Raw genomic sequence first — 16,220 nt, 5'->3', positions numbered from 1 at the left:
ATCCTGCGGCGATTTGTTGTCCGCGTCACCCGCCCGGCGGTGGTTCCTCCGCGTGATCGTCCGCCCAGCCGAGCGCCTCGGCGATCGCCTTCTCCGCGATGGCCGACAACGTCGACATGTAGGTACCGCTGACGTGGTTGTCGTCGAGGTAGACGAGCACGTTGCCGATCACCGGCGGGCAAACGTCGGCCGTGCAGAAGTAGTCGCTGAAATCGAGGAACCGTACATTCGGCGGCAGATCCGGCAGCGTCTCGTACGGCGGCTCCGCCGCATAGAGGTCGTCGCGTGGGGTGGAGCAGTCGGGCGACTGCGCGCCGCGGCTCTCGACGCACGCCGACGGCGACTGGCCGAAGCGCGGGTTGTCCCGCAACGCCAGCACCGGGACGCCCGCCTCGTCGACCTTGCGCCACTGCGCGATGTAGCCGTCGGGAACCCGTTCTTCGACACCGGCCTTCACGTCCCTGGTGCCGATCGTCATCACCGCGTCGGGGCGGGTCGTGACGATCTCGTCCACCACGGCGGCGTTCCAGTCGATACAGGACTGGTCGCCCGGTACGGCGTCGGACTCGGTGGAGAACGGGCAGCCGCCGCGGAGGATCGACGTGACCTCCCAGTTCTTCTTCTCGGCGACCGGGAGGAGGGCGCCGAGGAACTGCCCGGCATGAGAGTCGCCGGTGACCACGATCCGGCGCGTGGGATGCCCGGAGGTCTCCGACGTACAGACTTCGAGATCGGCGTTGCGCGGCGAGGTTCCGCACCGGGCCGGGTCGATACCCGCCCAGTCTTCGGACACCGCGACGAACGACGGGACGAGCGCGGCGTCGGCGGCACCCCAGTACGTGAACCCTTCGGTGTGCGCGACCGCGCCGGGGTGGTCGGGGTCGTCGACCGCGATCGAGTAGCTCTCCGTCCGGTTCACGCTCACCCAGTGCCAGGCGCCGGTCGCGGCGAGCACGGCCGCTAGCGTCGCGACCCCGAATCGGTAAGCGCCCCAACGGTTCCCGGTTCCGATCGCGGACGCGCGGACCGGTTTTTCGACCAGGTGATGGGTGACCACGGCGAGGACGAACGCCAGCGCGATGATCACCGCGCCGCCCCGCACACCGACCTCTTCCCGGTCACGGGCGACGAGGTAGAACACCAGGACCGGCCAATGCCAGAGATAGAGCGCGTAACTGAGGTCGCCCAGATACTTCAGCGGGCGGCTGCCGAGGAACCGGTCGGCGCCGCCGGCGAACGCGGTGTCTCCCGCGAGGATCACCAGGGCGGCCGAAAGCGTCGGCCAGAGCGCGAGGTAGCCGGGGAACACCGTCCCGACCTGGAGCACCAGCCCGCAGGAGACGAGCCCGGCGACCCCGGCCCAGCCGAACACGACACGCGCCGGCCGGGGCACCGAAACCCGGTCGATCGCCAGCGCGAGCAGACCGCCCAGCGCGAACTCCCAGGCGCGCGTCAGCGAATCGAAGTACGCCAGCGGCTGATCGACCGCGGTCAGCCACACCGAGTACGCGAGCGAAGCCGCGAACACCGTGCCGAGCACGCCGACGAGCATCGGCAGGACGTTGTTCTTCGTCCGCTTGGCGACCAGCAGCACCAGCCCGGCCAGCAGCGGCCACACCACGTAGAACTGCCCCTGGATCGACAGCGACCAGAAATGCTGCACGACACTCGCCGAGTTGTGCTGCGCGAAGTAATCGGCGGAATCCGCCGCCAGCCGCCAGTTCTCCACATAGAGGGCGGAGGCGACGACCTCCTTGATCGTCTGGAACCAGCGGTTCTGCGGCAACAGCACCGTGCTCACCGCGATGACCAGCAGCAGCACGGTGAGCGCGGCCGGGAACAGCCTCTTGATCATCCGGCCCCACATCGGCCGGTACTCGATCTTCCCGCGCGCCGCCGCGCGATAGAGCTGCCCGGTGACGAGGAACCCGGAGATCAGGAAGAACGCGTCGACGCCGCCGGAAATCCGGCCGAGCCACACGTGGTAGACGACCACCAGCACACACGCCAGCGCCCGCAGTCCCTGGATTTCCGGGCGGAACCGCCGCTCCGTCTCCCGCACACAACCACCACCATGATCACCGGCCGCCGACGGGCCGGGACCCTACGGCAGGAAGCTGTGAGCGAGCTTAGGGTCGGATGATCGGACGGAACTCGCGTGATTCCCGCCGCAACTCACGTGATTGGAGCCGTATCTCGCGAGTGAGCGGCAGACGTCAGGTCGACTTCTGGCCGTCGATGCTCTCCCGCAGGATGTCGGCGTGGCCGGCGTGCTGCGCGGTCTCGGCGATGACGTGCGCCAGCACCCGGCGCACGCTGCGCACCGCGCCCGGCGGGTTCCAGGGCGCCTCCGGCAGCGGATGCGTCGCGGAAAGATCCGGGATCGACGAGACGACCTCCTTCGTCCGTGCGGCCACTTCCTCGTAGCGCGCGAGGATCCCCGCCAGGGTGTCGCCGGGCAGCATCCTGAAGTTGTTCTGGTGGTCGATCGCCCACTGCGGGAACTCACGGGCGGTCCCGGCGCCGATGTCGGCCCAGGTGACGCCTTCCGGCAGGTCGTAGGTCATCGCGGACGGACCCTCGACCACGAAACGCAGCCACATCTCCTCGATCGAGGCGACGTGTTTGAGCAGCCCGCCGAGGCTCAGCTCGCTGACCGTCGGATGCGCGTCGAGCTGCTCGTCCGTGAGCCCCTGGACGGTGGTGGTCAGCGCGGCGCGGATGGTGTCGAGGGCTTCGAGCAGGTCGGCGCGCTCGGCGTCGAGGATGGTGGTGGTCATCGGGCCCTCCGTGTTGTCGTTTTCTGGCACACGACGACTCTCGCAGGGGTAGAGGACAGGTTGTGGCCGCTACTCGCGGCATCATGGAAAACATGCCGAAGACCTCCGCGCGCCTGCTGTCGATGCTCTCGTTGCTGCAGGCACGCCGCGACTGGCCGGGAGCGCTGCTGGCCGAGCGGCTGGACATCAGCCCGCGCACCGTGCGGCGCGACGTCGACAGGCTTCGCGAGCTCGGCTACCCCATCGCGACCATCAAGGGTCCCGACGGCGGATACCGGCTCGACGCCGGGTCCGAGCTGCCACCGCTGCTGTTCGACGACGATCAGGCGGTCGCGCTCGCCGTCGCGCTCCAGATCGCCACCACCAGCGGCGCGGGGATCGAGGAGGCGGCGATGCGGGCTCTGCACACCGTCCGGCAGGTGATGCCCTCCCGGCTGCGGCGCCGGATCGACACGCTGCGGGTGACCGCCGTCGAGTCGCCCGCGAGCCGGTCGGAACCCCGCGTCGGCAAGGACGTCCTGTTCGCGCTCGGCGCGGCCGTGCACGCCCGCGAGGTCCTGCGGTTCGACTACGCGGACGCGCCGCGCCGGGCGGAACCGCATCACCTCGTCACCTGGCACGGCCGCTGGTACCTCGTCGCCTGGGATCTGGATCGCGCGGACTGGCGCACCTTCCGGGCCGACCGGATCTCCCCGCGCACGCCGACCGGGCCGCGGTTCACGCCGCGTGAACTGCCGGCCCCCGACGTCGCCACGTTCGTCGCGAGCCGGTTCCGTGGCGCGTCCGAGTCCGGCGAATGGCCGTGTCGCGGGGAAGTCATCCTGGACCTTCCTGCGGCCACGGTGTCCCACTACGTCCGCGACGGTGTCGTGGAAGAACTCGGGCCGGATCGGTGCCGTCTGACGCTGGGCTCGTGGTCGTGGGCCGGGCTCGCGGCGAGTATCGGCCGGTTCGACGCCGGCATCGAAGTCGTCGGGCCGCCCGAACTGCGGGATGCTTTCGCGGTCCTGGCCCGCCGTTACGCGAAGGCCGCCCGCTGAACACGGATACGACGCCGGGAACCGCCCAGGGTCTGGGGACGGTGCCCGACGTCGCCGACCGCCCGAGGTCCGGGGGCGGTGCCCTCCGTCACCGGGTCCGCCCGGGATCCCGGTACCGAAGCTTCGATGCCGTCATGCCTTGTGGTGCACCTCTTGCAGCCCGAACACCGGCGTCGGGATGCCCTCGTAGCGCGCTTTCAGTTGCAGCGCGAGGTAAAGGGAGTAGTGCCGCGACTGGTGCAGGTTCCCGCCGTGGAACCAGAGGCCTTCCTTTCGCGTGGGTTTCCACATGTTGCGCTGCTCGCCCTCCCACGGTCCGGGGTCCTTCGTCGTCCCGGAGCCCAGGCCCCAGCATTTGCCGACGAGGTCCGCGGTCTCCTGTCCGACCAGGTCGGCGACCCAGCCGTTCATCGAGCCGTAGCCGGTGGCGTAGACGACGAGGTCCGCCTTCAGTTCCGTGCCGTCGGACAGCACCACCGCGTCACGGGTCAGATGGTCGACCTGGCCGTGGGCCAGCTTGATCTTCCCGTCGGCGACCAGTTCCGACGCGCCGACGTCGATGTAGTAGCCGGAGCCGCGGCGCAGGTACTTCAGGAACAGGCCGGATCCGTCGTCGCCCCAGTCGTGCTGGAACCCGGCCGCTTCCAGCCGCGCGTAGAAGTCCTTGTCCCGCTCCCGGATCGCGTCGTACACCGGGATCTGGAACTGCGGCATGATCCGGTACGGGATCGACGCGAAGATCATGTCCGCCTTGTCGGTGGTGATCCCCGAACGCACCGCGCGTTCCGAGTACAGATCGCCGAGTCCCAGGTCCATCAGCGAATCCGACTTCACCACATGCGTCGACGACCGCTGCACCATGGTGACGTCGGCGCCGTGTTCCCACAGCGCCGCGCAGATGTCGTGCGCGGAGTTGTTGGAGCCGACCACGACCGCCTTCTTGCCGGCGTAGGAGTCCGGGCCAGGGTGCTGGGACGAATGGTGCTGATCGCCCTCGAAGACGTCCATTCCGGGGAACGAAGGGAGATTCGGCTTGCCGGACATCCCGGTCGCGAACACGACGTGCCGCGGCATGAGCACCAGCTCCTCGCCCTCGCGGACGACGGTCACCAGCCACTGCTGCTTTTCCTCGTCCCAGGACGCCGAGGTGACCTCGGTGCTGGTCCAGTACGGCACTTCCATGAGCCGCGTGTACATCTCGAGCCAGTCGGCGATCTTGTCCTTGGGCGCGAACACCGGCCAGTTGTCCGGGAACGGCAGATAGGGCAGGTGGTCGTACCAGACCGGGTCGTGCAGGCAGAGGTTCTTGTACCGCTTGCGCCACGAGTCGCCCGGCCGCTGGTTGCGTTCCAGGACGAGCGTGGGCACGTCGAGCTGCCGCAGCCGGGCGCCGAGCGCGATCCCGCCCTGGCCGCCGCCGATGACGACGACGTACGGCTGCTGCTCGTAGCCGAGCCGGGTCTGTTCCTCCTCGCGCTTCTCGGCCCACGATTTCCGGCCGCGGACGACGCCGTGCTCGACGCCCTTCGGCCGCTGATCGTTGCGGCGTTCCTCGAAACCTTTGAGCTCGCGCAAACTGGTCAGCAGCGTCCAGGCGCCTTCGTCCTTCAGCCTCAAGTGCCCTTTCGCGCGTCCCGTCGCGGTTTCGAATTCGAGCCACGCTTCGGTCACGCCATCGGCTTCGGTCGGCGTCTCGGTCGTGCGGAACCCGGACGGGTCGATCCGGTCGAGGCAGGCGCCGAGCATGCCGGCCACCTCGTCACGGCCTTCGACCGTCTTGAGCGTCCAGGTGAAGGCGACCAGGTCACGCCAGTAACTGTCGACCGCGAAAAGCGCCGCGGCGGCTTCGACATCGCGGGCGGCGAGGGCCGATTCGAATCGGCTCAGCCAAGCGTCCACCCGAGCCTGCGGCGAGCCTGTCGCCTCGATCCGGTCCACCGTCTGTGTCATGGCCACTCCTGAACTTCGGCGTTCGGCTGTTACCCCGATCACACGCCGCGAGCGGATGCGGCGGCAAGGGTTGCAGCGAGTTGCAGCGCGGCTCCATGGCGCACGTCGTCCGCCGGACCTATGCTGGTCAGTCGACGCGATGGTGCGGAGGTGGCGTGTGAGCGTGCACAGCTCGGTCCCGCCAGGTGCCGACCTGCCGATGCACGCCCGCGACCTGATCCGCATGCACGAAGCCGTGATCGGTGGCGGCCGTCCGCGGGTCCGGCCGCGGCCGCTCGTTTCGCGCTCGTGGTCGCGGATGCTGAGCCTGGGGCTCGCCGCCGACGGGGTGAACACCCGGGATTCGGTGCCGCTCGACGAGGTCGCCCGCCGTCGTCGTGCCTCGCCGCTGCGGTTGGTGGTGGAAGACCTCGGTCAGGTGGTCGGCGCGACGGCCGACACCGCGAACATGCTGCTCGTGGTGACCGACGCCGAGGGCATCATCCTCTGGCGGGTGGGTTCGCCCGCCGTGCGACGGCGGGCCGACACGCTGGGCTTCACCGAAGGCGCCGTCTGGACCGAGACCAGGGTCGGCACCAACGCGATCGGCACCGCGCTCGCCGAGGCCGCGCCGGTGGAACTGCTGGCCGGGGAACATTTCGAGCAGGGCCAGCATCCCTGGTACTGCACCGCGTCGCCGGTGCACGATCCGCGCACCGGCGAGCTGCTCGGCGTGATCGATGTCAGCGGTCCAGCGCTGACCTTGCATCCGGCGATCGGGGCGCTGGTGGAGACCGGGCGGCGGCTGGTCGAATCCGAACTCTGGCGGCACCATCAGCAGGGCCTCGACCGGTTGCGCCGGACCGCCGAACCGGTGGTGACCGGCGTGGGCGGCCCGGTACTGCTGGTGGACGACGACGGCTGGGTGGCCCACTCCGCCGGGGTCGCCTCCGGCGCGCGGATCGCCGCGCCCGCGGAGGGACAGATCCTCGCCGTACCCGGTCTCGGCGCCTGTCTGCCCGAACGGCTCGCCGAAGGCTGGCTCGTCCGTCCCGCCGACACCGCGCGCCGCGTCCGCCTGGAACTCGAACTCGGCCACGCGCCGATGCTGCGGATGGCGTCGGGCGACGTCGGCTGGGTCCGCACGGTGACACCCCGGCACGCGGAGATCCTGGTGCACCTCAACACGGCGGGTGCGTCCGGGCTTTCGGCCGAGGCGCTCAGCAGGGCGCTCTACGGCGACGCCGAACACCTCGTCACCGTCCGCGCCGAGGTCTCCCGGCTGCGACGGCTGCTGGGGGCCATTGTGGACACCCGGCCGTACCGGCTGGCCGACGGCGTCCTCCTGACAGTCCATAAAGGACTCGAAGTCGGCGGCTGAACAAGCCCCGGTTGCCAGGAGATCAAGCCGGGTACTCCGCGTCCATGGAGATACTCCTCGCCGGGGCGGGCGTTCTGGCGCTGTGCGCCGCGGTGCTGCCGAACCTGCTGCACGAACGCCCGCTGTCGATGCCGCTCGTCCTGCTGGTGGGCGGGCTGCTCTTCGGGCTGCTCCCCTTCGGATACCCCTATGGCCAAGGCGTGCTGGACCCGCGGTCGCATGTGGGCGCCGTCGAGGTGATCACCGAACTCGGTGTACTGGTGTCGCTGGTCGGCGCCGGCCTGAAATCCGACCGGTCGATCGGCTGGCGGTCCTGGAATTCGACGTGGCGGCTGCTGGCGATCACGTTACCGTTGTCGGTCTGCGCGGTCGCCCTGCTCGGCTGGTGGGCGCTCGCCCTGTCCCCCGCCGCCGCGCTGCTGCTGGGGGCCGTGCTGTCGCCGACCGATCCGGTACTGGCGAGCGACGTCCAGGTGCCCGCGCCGCACACCGGCGACGGACGGGGCTCGGACAACGAGATCAGGTTCACGCTGACTTCGGAAGCCGGGCTCAACGACGGACTGGCGATGCCGTTCGTGCTGGTGGCCCTCGTACTGGCCGGAACGGCGAGCACGTCGCCCGTGCCGTGGCTACTGACCGAAGTCCTCGTCCCGCTCGCGATCGCCGTACTGGTCGGCCTGGTCTGCGGCAGGTTGCTGTCCTGGCTGATGTTCCGGGTGCGACACGAAAGGCTGCGCCTCGGCGAGTACTCCGACGGACTGGTGGTGCTGGCCATCGCGTTCCTCCCCTTCGCGCTGTGCGAGTGGCTGGGCGGCATCGGCTTCGTCGCGGTGTTCACCGCCGCCGCGACCATCCGCGCCAGCGAACGCTCGCACGAGTACCACGGGGTCCTGCACGAATTCGGCGATCAGCTGGAACGGCTCTTCGTCGCGCTGGCCCTGCTCGGTCTCGGCGTCGCACTGGGCGACGGGCTGCTCGCGGGTCTGACGGTCGTCGAGATCCTGGTGGCCGTCGCGGCGGTGGTGATCGTGCGCCCGCTGTTCGGCGGACTGGCGCTGCTCGGCGGCGCCACCACTCGTCCGGCGGCGACGGCGATCGCGTTCTTCGGTATCCGCGGGATCGGCAGTCTCTACTACCTGTCCTACGCGCTGGGGCACGGCGAATTCCCGATGGCCGACTCGCTTTGGCGCGTCACGGCGCTCACGATCGCGGTGTCCGTGCTCGTGCACGGACTGCTGTCCGGCCCGGTGATGCGCAAACTGGAGAGCCAGGGGATGCAGAGCTTCGAGAGCGGGTAAGTGCGCCCCTGGTCGTGTCGTCTATCCGCTGGTCGAGTTGGCGACGGAGGGGATCGTCGCAACTGCCTGACACCACCTCGACTGTCCACAGGGGACGAAGAGGGTTATTGAGGGGTAAGGCAAACGTGGCGTGGTCGGTGCGGGTGGTCGTGAGTGGCGCCGAAGGCCTCCTTGCTCACGGTCTCACCACGACACCGGGTGCCGACGGCGCCCTGCCGCACCTTGAATGTCCACACAGGACTGTTCCTGGCGCCCGAATGCCCGTTTGATGCTCACATGACCGGTTTTCATGGGGGTCGTGAGTGGTAAGTGTCGTTAGAACCCCACTCGCCACTCACGACCTCCGCGCGAAGATACGCAAACCTCCCAAATCGGCCACTTTAGGCTGAAGGCATGTCCTTTATGGACACTCGGGACCGCGCTGCCCTCTTCGGCAAGCTCGCTCCTGCCACCCAGACCATCACGCCACCTTTGCCTTACCCCTCAAGACCTACCGTCAGCGGCGCCAGTCCCGGCCCTCGAGCCGGGCCTTCACCCGCTGCAACGTGGTGGCGATATTGGCCTGATTCGTCCCGGCGCGATCCGGCTCACCGGTGATGAGAATGGCGATCGGCACGAACCACGGCGGCACCCGCAGCCAGTTCGTCACCGTGAGACGGCTGCCGTCGCCCTCGGGGACGATGTCGTACTCCCACCGCGAAATCGGCACGAAGAACGGTGTGCGCACCCGGTAGGCGAACCTCCGCCCGGGTTCGGCTTCGACGATCTCGGCGTGGGTCACCCAGCGCCGCCGTCCGTTGCGGTTGCTGCCGGCGAACCAGTTCCCGACGCGCGCTTCGGTCGCGCCGCGGATCCAGCGTGCCTTGCGCAGCTCCTCTGTGCACTCCGACATCGAGACCGGATCGCTGACGAGCCGGTACACCTGCTCGGGGGTGGTGCCGATCGTGACCTCCCCGGTCGCGATCGGTTCGCTGTAGGTCAGGCTGTCCCTCGGCTTCGTCGCCATCGCGCCTCCCAGTCGACTTCGCCAGCCCACCAGCAGCGGCCGCCCCGGTCAAGCCTGGAGCGGCGAGCACAGCACGGACGCGGAATCATCGTGCGGCGATGAGTGCCTGGGGAGCGGCTTGCTTCATCCGCGTACGAAGCCAGGTCAGTTGCCGCGCGGTCTCCTGTTCGTGTTCCTCGACCAGGTCGAGCAGTTTCCGGTCACGCAGCCCCTGGGCCGCCTGGCCCACCACGGTCCAGGTGACGTCGGTGAACGACGAGAGGGCGTAGAGGTCCTGCAGGTCCCTCAACAGGCCGACACCGCCGCTGCGGGTGCCTTCCAGACCCGCGGCGTGGAGCCGCTCCGGCTCCTCTTCACGGTCTTCGCCGTACCGCTCGACGATCGGGGCGAGCGCCTCGGTCTGCCGATCGATCCGCCCGGCGAGCAGCAGGCACGTGTGCTCGACGTCGGGCTCCTCGCCGTGGCCGCGACCGACGTCCCGGAAGGCGTCGGCGAGCGTGTTCAGCGAGGTGTGCAGAAGCCCGAGGTACGTGGCGAGATGCATGGGTCAGCCCTCCACCTTGCGGACGCGGACGGCACCGATCTTGAACAGCGGCTGCTTGGACACCGGATCCCATTCGGTCATGGTCAGTTCGTTGGCGGCGCGGGGACGGCCTTCGCCGCCGGTGTCCCAATAGCCGTAGTGGAACGGCAGGAACACGACGCCCGGCCGGACCCGGCCGATCCGGGCGGGCACCTCGACATGGCCCCTGGCGGATTCGACCCGGACGAGATCCCCGTCCGTGACCCCGAGTTCGACTGCGTCGGAAGCGGCGATTTCCGCCCAAGGTTCCGGCGCGGCCCGCCGGAGTTTCGGGGCACGGCCGGTCTTGGTCCGCGTGTGGAAGTGGTACACCGTGCGCCCGGTCGTGCAGACGAACGGATACCGCTCGCCGGGTTCCTCCGGCGGGGGCGTGTATTCCGCGGCTTTGAGGAACGCGCGCCCGTCCGGGTGCAGGGCCTTGTGCTCCTGGGCCGAGACCGTCCCGCCGGTGAGCAGGTCGTGGCCGTAGTCCTCGCAAGCGTCCGAACTCGTGGTGAACACGCCGTCCGCGTAGAGCCGTTCGGTGCCGTCCGGACGCTCCTCGTCGCAAGGCCATTGGATCCCGCTGCCGCCGCGGAGCTTGTCGTACGACAGCCCGCTGTAGTCGCACAGCCTGCCCCGGCTGCATTCCTGCCAGGCACGGAAAGCCTCCTCGGGCGTCCGCCAGCCGATCAGCGGAGCGCCGTCACGGTCACGGAAGTCCATCCGCCGCGCGTAGTCGAGGAAGATGTCCAGATCGGCGCGGGCCTCACCGGGCGGCTCGACGGCCTTCTCCGACAGATGCACCGTGCGGTTGGCGTTGGTGAAGGTCCCCTGCTTCTCGCCCCAGAGCGCGGCGGGGAGGACGACGTCGGCGAACTCGGCCGTCTCGGTCCGGAAACCGTCCTGCACCACGACGAACAGGTCCTCCTTGCCGAGGATCTCGCGGATGCGCGGCAGTTCGGGCATGGAGACGGCCGGATTGGTGGCCGAGATCCAGAGGAACCGGATCGAGCCCTGTTCGGCGTACCGCCAGATCTGCATGGCGTGCGTCGGCGGCGACCAGTGCGGGACGGTCAGTTCCTCGACGTTCCACAGTTCGGCCAGCTGCCGGACGTGTTCGGGGTTCTCCCAGTTGCGGAACCCGGGAAGGTCGCCGTCGGCGCCGCATTCCCGCGTGTTCTGCGCGGTGGGCTGACCGTTCATCTGCAGCACCCCGCCGCCCGGCTTGCCGAGCATGCCCCGCAGCAGATGGAGGTTGTTGACCTGGCAGGCCGCGGCGGTGGCCTGATGCGACTGGTAGAAGCCCTGCAGCACGGTCGACAGCACCCGCTCGGACGTACCGAAGATCTCCGCGGCCCGCACCAGCGCGTCCGGCTCGATCCCGCAGATCTCGCCGACGTGGCCGGGGGTGTACGGCTCGACGGTCTTTTCGAGTTCGGAGAAGCCGAGGGTGTGCGCGGAAACGTAGTCCTCGTCGATCCACTTGTTCACGATCAGCTCGCGGACCAGACCGTTCATCAGGGCCTGATTGGTACCCGGCAGTGGAGCCAGGTGCAGGCCACCGGACTCCTCCGCCGCCTCGGCGACCTTCGTCCGCCGCGGATCGACGGCGACGACCACGGGTGGTTCGGGTCCGGCGAGCCGGTCGAGGACCCGGCTCCACAGCACGGTCTGCGTCTCGGCCATGTTGTGGCCGAACAGGAAAAGCGCATGGCAGTGGTCGATGTCGGCGTACGTCCCGGGCTGGCCGTCGGAACCGAAGCTCTCCTTCATCGCGGCGGCGGAGGTCGCGGTGCACAGCCGGGTGTTGCCGTCCATATGCGGCGTGCCGAGGCCGGCTTTGCCGATGACGCCGAGCGTGTAGTACTCCTCCAGGAACAACTGCCCGCTGGTGTAGAAACCGTGTGACAGCGGGCCCGCCTCGTCCAGCAGTTCCTTGGAGCGTCGCACGATCAGGTCCATCGCGGCGTCCCAGCCGGATTCCACCAGTTCGCCGTCGCGACGGATCAGCGGCCGGGTCAACCGCTCCTTCCCGTTCCACTGCCACGAACCGTAGAGACCTTTGGGCCCCATCCGGCCGTGGTTGACCAGGTCGGTCTCGCGGCCGCGGACACCGACCATCCGGCCGTCCTTCACCGCGATGTCGCACGCGCATCCGTTGCTGCACAGCACGCAGGCCGACTGGACCCAGCGGTCCACATCGGATTCCGCGACACCCGCCTCGAGATGGGAGTCGGCTCTGCGTGGCCACCCGGCCCCACGCGTGTACGGGGTCCGCTCTCCCCAGACTTCCGCGATCCGCTCAGGCACCGGCTTCGTGTTCATGCGGAAGCCGTACCACCGCGCTCACCAGCCCAAACACCGGACAAAGCGGGCGAGGAGGTCAGGTGGCCGGTTCCGCCGGGAAGGTGACTTGGAAGCCCAGCCCCCGCAGCAGCTGCGTGAGCATCGCCTTGGTGTTGGCCTTGGCGCGCTCGAGCAGACCCGAGTGCTGCGCGGCCTCGCCGATGCGTTTCTCCGCGGCGAGGTAGAACGGCCGCTGGTCCTGCACGGACACCAACGCGCCGAGCCGGTCGATCAGGCCGCGCTCCTGACCGAAGACGTAGCTGCGTTCGTTGTCCAGATTGGGTTTCGCCAGCTTCGGTTCGGGCAGCCGGACCTCGACCGATCGCCGGTCTTCGGACACGGTCAGCGAATTCTCCACCAGCGGCCCGAAGTCGACGTACGCGTCGACGGAGCCAGCCGCGACGAACAGGGTGCGCTCCCCGGCGATGCTCGCGGGCACCCATTTGACGTCCTTCTCGATGTCGACGACGACCTGGTAGTCGCCGACCGCCGCGTGATATTGGCTCAGATCCCGCACCGCCTGGAGCACCGCGGGTTGCGAACGGTCCACAGTGGACGTTCCGAACGGGTCGAGCTTCGGCAGCAGCCCGGTGATCTGCAGCGCCGCGGCGACGACCAAGAGCCCGACCAGCACGAACGCCCCGAGACGCACCCAGCGTTTCTTCACGCCCACCACCGCCTCTCCAGCGCGTGGAGTACCCGCCGGACGCGGCCCCGAAGCGTCGAGCGCGGTTTACCGTGCGATCGGCCGAACCGCCTTTCGCACTTGGAGTAGTTTGGCCGCATGCAGAACGTCTTGCCCGCGCCGGAGAAGACCGGGCTGAACATCTCGGCGTTGCACTGGGCGGGTTTCCTCGGAATCGCCGTGCTGGTGCTCGTCACGTCCGGGATCGGCCTGCCCTCGGTGCTGGTGGTGGCGCTGGGCGTCACCGGGATGGCCACCCTCGTGCTGTCCTGGCTCGGCATCGGACGGCTCGCCGCCGGGCTGCCCGAGCGGCGGCTGTACTGGATCGCGGTCTCGTGGTGCGCGCCGCTGCTCGTCGCGCGCCCCCTGTTCAGCGGCGACATCAACAGCTATCTGGCGCAAGGCCTGATCGCGGCGAAGGGGTTCGACACCTATCTCGTGGGGCCCGCCGAGGCGCTCGGCGCCGATTCCCCGGTGACGATGGCGGTCAGCCACTACTGGCGGGACACGCCCGCGCCGTACGGTCCGGCGTTCGTCGCGCTGGCCCGCACGATCGCCTACGTCGCGGGCGACGCCTTCGTCCCGACGGTGCTGCTGCACCGGCTGCTGGGCCTGATCGGGATCGTGCTCATGGCGTGGGCGCTCCCCCGGCTCGCCCGCCGCGTCGGGGTCTCACCGTCGATCGCGTTGTGGCTCGCCGTGCTCAACCCGCTCGTGCTGTGGCACGTCGTGGCGGGCGTGCACAACGACGGGCTCATGGTCGGGCTGATGGTCGCCGGGCTGGAGCTCGTCCTCATGGGCGCGGCGAAGACGGGCGCGGCCCGGCCGGCGCTGATCGCGGCAGGCGTGATCGCGGTGAGCGCGGCCGCGAACATCAAGATCGTGGCCGTCGCGGGCCTGCTGTTCGTCGGCGTCGACCTGTTCCGCCGGGCGACGCCTGCCGGCCGGGTGGCGGTCGCCCTCGGGCTGCCCGCCGGATTCGCCGCCGTCACCGCGGCGATCTCGCTCGGCAGCGGGCTCGGTTTCGGCTGGGTCCGCGTCCTGTCCGGGGTTTCCGGCCAGGTCCACAGCTGGATGGCGCCCACCAACGAGCTCGGCTTCCTCGTCGGCGGGGTCGGCAAGATCTTCGGGGCCGACCTGACCGACGGCGCGATCAAGGTGTTCTCGCTCATCGGCGCGATCCTCGGTCTCGCCGTCGGCGCCAGGCTGTTGTGGCTCACGTACCGGGAGAAGCTGCACCCGCTCTATGGCGCGGGGCTCACCTTCGCCGCGATGCTGGTCCTCGGCCCGGTCGTGCAGCCCTGGTATCTCCTGTGGACGGTCGCGCTGCTCTCCGTGAGCCTCACGACCGGCCGCGGACGGTGGATCCTCGCGATCGTCAGCGCCGTGTTCGGCGTCCTGCTCCCGCCCGCGAACGGCGGCGCCGTGTCCTTGGCGCTGGGCTACTTGATCGCCGTCGTGCTCATCGGCGGCACCTTGTTCGTGCTCAAGCGAAAAGGCCTCTTGCCGGAGATCAGGTTCCGCAAGAGGCGGACGTAGCGGCTCCAGCGCGCGGGCGTCTCGACCGTGCCGGTGAGTTCACGCTCGGCACGGTCGAGGCAGTCCTCCAGCAGCGCGTCGTGCATCGGCCGCCACAACAGCGGATAGGTGAACCAAGCCGGATACCGGAGCCGCAGCACCATGAGGTGCCCGAGCTCGGTCTCCCCGCTTTCCGTCGCCCGCAGGGTGAATTCGTGGAATCCGTCGAAGCCGCGCGGCGCGGTGAAGCGGAACCGCACCGACCTCCCGGGTTCGTAGGACTCGACGTGGTACCGCACCGGTCCGTGCCCGCCGTCGGCTCCCACCCCGAGCGGCCGGTCGAACCGCAAGGGCGGCCACGCGTCGACGGGCCAGAGCCGGTCTCCGTCCGCGGACAGGGTGTCGATCAGCGCGCCGACCCGCTCCTGCGCCACACCGATGATCCGGGAATGCCTGTTCCACACGCGCATCGTGCCTCCTCATTCTAGAGACCTTCCCCTAAAACGATAGTAGAGGATAGTCTCTGAAAATGGGACGGCCACCGCGGCACACCGCCGACGACTTCCTCGACGCCGCCGTGCGGATCTTCGCCGCCGAAGGGGCCGCCGGGGTGACCATGTCGGCCGTCGCCCGCGCGGTCGGCGCGCCGAGCGGGTCGATCTACCACCGTTTCCCCGGGCGTCCGGCTCTGCTCGCCGCCGTCTGGCTCCGCACCCTGACCGGCTTCCAGCAGGGCTACCTCGAAGCACTCGAACAGGAACCGGCCATCGAAGCCGCCGTCGAGGCCGCCGCGCAGGTCGTCCGCTGGTGCCGCGCCCATCCGGCCGAGGCGAAACTGCTGTACGGAGGCGACAGGGCACTCGGCGGCGAAGACTGGAGCGCCGAGGATCGTGCCCGTGCCGAGGCCGCCAACCACCGGCTCGACACGGCGATCACCAAGGTGCTGCGGAAGCTGCGCCCGCTGACCGGCCGGAGCACCGACGAGCTGATGCTGGCCCTCGTGGACCTCCCCTACGCCGCGGTGAGGAGACATCTCGACCGCGGCGAGGCGCCACCCCCGCGCACCGTCGACCTGGTGGCCAAAACGACCCGCACGCTGCTGGCGGGCTGAACTCAGGCCCGCGTGGTGACCCTCGTCAAACCGGCGGGCGCTCCCCGCGGGCGATGTGCCATCCTGGTCGAGGAACCTCCTGAACGAGGTCCCCGGACGAGTGGGTGCCGTACCCGGCCAGCGACAAGACGGCGCTCTGGGAGCGCGTCATGTCGTGGCTTGTCCTCATCGTTTCGGGTGTGCTGGAAGCCGTTTGGGCCACCGCCCTCGGCAAATCCGAAGGATTGTCCCGGCCGGTGCCGTCGGTGATCTTCGGCGTGACACTGGTGGCCAGCATGGTGGGTCTCGCTTACGCGATGAAGGATCTCCCCGTCGGCACCGCCTACGCGGTCTGGGTCGGCATCGGAGCTTCGCTCACCGTCGCCTACGGCATGTGGTCGGGCGCGGAAACCGTTTCGCTGGCCCGGATTCTGCTGATCGTGGGAATCGTCGCCTGCGTGGTGGGCCTGAAGATCCTGCACTGACCCGGGTCGCGGCGTGGGGGGGGGGGGGGGGGGGGGGGGGGGTGTGAAGCTCCAACCGCCAGCGGACCCCCACGGCGAGGGGGGGGCCCCCCGCCCC

At 69.4% G+C, this 16,220-nt stretch carries 14 protein-coding genes and 1 riboswitch; of the genes, 6 read left to right on the top strand and 8 right to left on the bottom strand.

Annotated elements, in window-relative coordinates:
* Nucleotides 1-25: 25 nt before the first annotated feature.
* Nucleotides 26-2,062 carry an acyltransferase family protein gene (locus tag ACIRGA_RS13870; protein WP_400940558.1) on the bottom strand — a complete coding sequence of 679 codons (2,037 nt, stop codon included), beginning with the start codon at nucleotides 2,060-2,062 and terminating at the stop codon, nucleotides 26-28.
* 154 nt (nucleotides 2,063-2,216) lie between these two features.
* Complete coding sequence (locus tag ACIRGA_RS13865; RefSeq protein WP_400940556.1) at nucleotides 2,217-2,780, bottom strand: DinB family protein; 564 nt, start codon at nucleotides 2,778-2,780, stop codon at nucleotides 2,217-2,219.
* Between the two features lie 92 nt (nucleotides 2,781-2,872).
* On the opposite strand from ACIRGA_RS13865, the gene ACIRGA_RS13860 reads away from it, so the two are divergent.
* Nucleotides 2,873-3,820, top strand: coding sequence for a helix-turn-helix transcriptional regulator (locus tag ACIRGA_RS13860; RefSeq protein ID WP_400940553.1), 948 nt, complete (start codon nucleotides 2,873-2,875; stop codon nucleotides 3,818-3,820).
* A 132-nt stretch (nucleotides 3,821-3,952) separates the two neighbouring features.
* Here ACIRGA_RS13860 and ACIRGA_RS13855 read toward each other — a convergent pair whose 3' ends face one another.
* A complete protein-coding gene (locus ACIRGA_RS13855) occupies nucleotides 3,953-5,770 on the bottom strand; it encodes a flavin-containing monooxygenase (RefSeq protein ID WP_400940550.1) in 1,818 nt (605 codons plus the stop codon).
* A 157-nt stretch (nucleotides 5,771-5,927) separates the two neighbouring features.
* Here ACIRGA_RS13855 and ACIRGA_RS13850 point away from each other — a divergent pair, with 157 nt between their 5' ends.
* On the top strand, nucleotides 5,928-7,130 hold the full coding sequence (locus ACIRGA_RS13850) for a transcriptional regulator (protein WP_400940547.1): 1,203 nt from the start codon (nucleotides 5,928-5,930) through the stop codon (nucleotides 7,128-7,130).
* A 44-nt stretch (nucleotides 7,131-7,174) separates the two neighbouring features.
* Nucleotides 7,175-8,428 (top strand): cation:proton antiporter, encoded by a 1,254-nt coding sequence (locus ACIRGA_RS13845; protein WP_400940545.1) that lies wholly within the window; start codon nucleotides 7,175-7,177, stop codon nucleotides 8,426-8,428.
* A gap of 496 nt (nucleotides 8,429-8,924) precedes the next feature.
* On the opposite strand, the gene ACIRGA_RS13840 is transcribed toward ACIRGA_RS13845, so the two are convergent.
* The 4 genes from ACIRGA_RS13840 to ACIRGA_RS13825 all read right to left on the bottom strand — a co-directional run bounded on the left by ACIRGA_RS13840 (nucleotide 8,925) and on the right by ACIRGA_RS13825 (nucleotide 13,018).
* The gene (locus tag ACIRGA_RS13840; RefSeq protein WP_400940543.1) at nucleotides 8,925-9,434 is read right to left on the bottom strand and encodes an SRPBCC family protein; all 510 of its coding nucleotides are present in this window, start codon (nucleotides 9,432-9,434) and stop codon (nucleotides 8,925-8,927) included.
* Nucleotides 9,435-9,519: 85 nt separating this feature from the next.
* Nucleotides 9,520-9,978 (bottom strand): hypothetical protein, encoded by a 459-nt coding sequence (locus ACIRGA_RS13835; RefSeq protein WP_400940541.1) that lies wholly within the window; start codon nucleotides 9,976-9,978, stop codon nucleotides 9,520-9,522.
* A gap of 3 nt (nucleotides 9,979-9,981) precedes the next feature.
* Complete coding sequence (locus ACIRGA_RS13830) at nucleotides 9,982-12,324, bottom strand: molybdopterin oxidoreductase family protein (RefSeq protein ID WP_400940539.1); 2,343 nt, start codon at nucleotides 12,322-12,324, stop codon at nucleotides 9,982-9,984.
* Between the two features lie 58 nt (nucleotides 12,325-12,382).
* Nucleotides 12,383-13,018 carry a DUF4230 domain-containing protein gene (locus ACIRGA_RS13825; RefSeq protein ID WP_400940681.1) on the bottom strand — a complete coding sequence of 212 codons (636 nt, stop codon included), beginning with the start codon at nucleotides 13,016-13,018 and terminating at the stop codon, nucleotides 12,383-12,385.
* Between the two features lie 111 nt (nucleotides 13,019-13,129).
* Here ACIRGA_RS13825 and mptB point away from each other — a divergent pair, with 111 nt between their 5' ends.
* Nucleotides 13,130-14,569: a polyprenol phosphomannose-dependent alpha 1,6 mannosyltransferase MptB gene (gene mptB / locus ACIRGA_RS13820; protein WP_400940536.1), complete on the top strand. Its 1,440-nt coding sequence runs from the start codon at nucleotides 13,130-13,132 to the stop codon at nucleotides 14,567-14,569.
* On the opposite strand, the gene ACIRGA_RS13815 is transcribed toward mptB, so the two are convergent.
* Complete coding sequence (locus tag ACIRGA_RS13815; RefSeq protein WP_400940534.1) at nucleotides 14,473-15,018, bottom strand: SRPBCC family protein; 546 nt, start codon at nucleotides 15,016-15,018, stop codon at nucleotides 14,473-14,475. The two genes, mptB and ACIRGA_RS13815, sit on opposite strands and share 97 nt — an antisense overlap.
* Nucleotides 15,019-15,077: 59 nt before the next feature.
* Between ACIRGA_RS13815 and ACIRGA_RS13810 the strand changes: the two genes are divergently transcribed.
* Nucleotides 15,078-15,659 carry a TetR/AcrR family transcriptional regulator gene (locus ACIRGA_RS13810; RefSeq protein ID WP_400940531.1) on the top strand — a complete coding sequence of 194 codons (582 nt, stop codon included), beginning with the start codon at nucleotides 15,078-15,080 and terminating at the stop codon, nucleotides 15,657-15,659.
* 69 nt (nucleotides 15,660-15,728) lie between these two features.
* Nucleotides 15,729-15,797, top strand: a riboswitch (guanidine-III (ykkC-III) riboswitch).
* A gap of 11 nt (nucleotides 15,798-15,808) precedes the next feature.
* Nucleotides 15,809-16,123 (top strand): DMT family transporter, encoded by a 315-nt coding sequence (locus ACIRGA_RS13805; protein ID WP_400940529.1) that lies wholly within the window; start codon nucleotides 15,809-15,811, stop codon nucleotides 16,121-16,123.
* The last annotated feature ends 97 nt before the right edge of the window (nucleotides 16,124-16,220 follow it).

The sequence above is a fragment of the Amycolatopsis sp. NPDC102389 genome (assembly GCF_044765885.1).
Classification (GTDB): domain Bacteria; phylum Actinomycetota; class Actinomycetes; order Mycobacteriales; family Pseudonocardiaceae; genus Amycolatopsis.
Note: the sequence above shows the minus strand (reverse complement) of the source record. Positions and strands in the feature narration are given on the sequence as shown.

Excerpts from the sequence above, each read along its gene's own strand:
- ACIRGA_RS13865 (WP_400940556.1), bottom strand. The coding sequence starts at position 2,780 with ATGACCACCACCATCCTCGACGCCGAGCGCGCCGACCTGCTCGAAGCC.
- ACIRGA_RS13860 (WP_400940553.1), top strand. The coding sequence starts at position 2,873 with ATGCCGAAGACCTCCGCGCGCCTGCTGTCGATGCTCTCGTTGCTGCAG.
- ACIRGA_RS13855 (WP_400940550.1), bottom strand. The coding sequence starts at position 5,770 with ATGACACAGACGGTGGACCGGATCGAGGCGACAGGCTCGCCGCAGGCT.
- ACIRGA_RS13845 (WP_400940545.1), top strand. The coding sequence starts at position 7,175 with ATGGAGATACTCCTCGCCGGGGCGGGCGTTCTGGCGCTGTGCGCCGCG.
- ACIRGA_RS13840 (WP_400940543.1), bottom strand. The coding sequence starts at position 9,434 with ATGGCGACGAAGCCGAGGGACAGCCTGACCTACAGCGAACCGATCGCG.
- ACIRGA_RS13835 (WP_400940541.1), bottom strand. The coding sequence starts at position 9,978 with ATGCATCTCGCCACGTACCTCGGGCTTCTGCACACCTCGCTGAACACG.
- ACIRGA_RS13830 (WP_400940539.1), bottom strand. The coding sequence starts at position 12,324 with ATGAACACGAAGCCGGTGCCTGAGCGGATCGCGGAAGTCTGGGGAGAG.
- mptB (WP_400940536.1), top strand. The coding sequence starts at position 13,130 with ATGCAGAACGTCTTGCCCGCGCCGGAGAAGACCGGGCTGAACATCTCG.
- ACIRGA_RS13815 (WP_400940534.1), bottom strand. The coding sequence starts at position 15,018 with ATGCGCGTGTGGAACAGGCATTCCCGGATCATCGGTGTGGCGCAGGAG.
- ACIRGA_RS13810 (WP_400940531.1), top strand. The coding sequence starts at position 15,078 with ATGGGACGGCCACCGCGGCACACCGCCGACGACTTCCTCGACGCCGCC.
- ACIRGA_RS13805 (WP_400940529.1), top strand. The coding sequence starts at position 15,809 with ATGTCGTGGCTTGTCCTCATCGTTTCGGGTGTGCTGGAAGCCGTTTGG.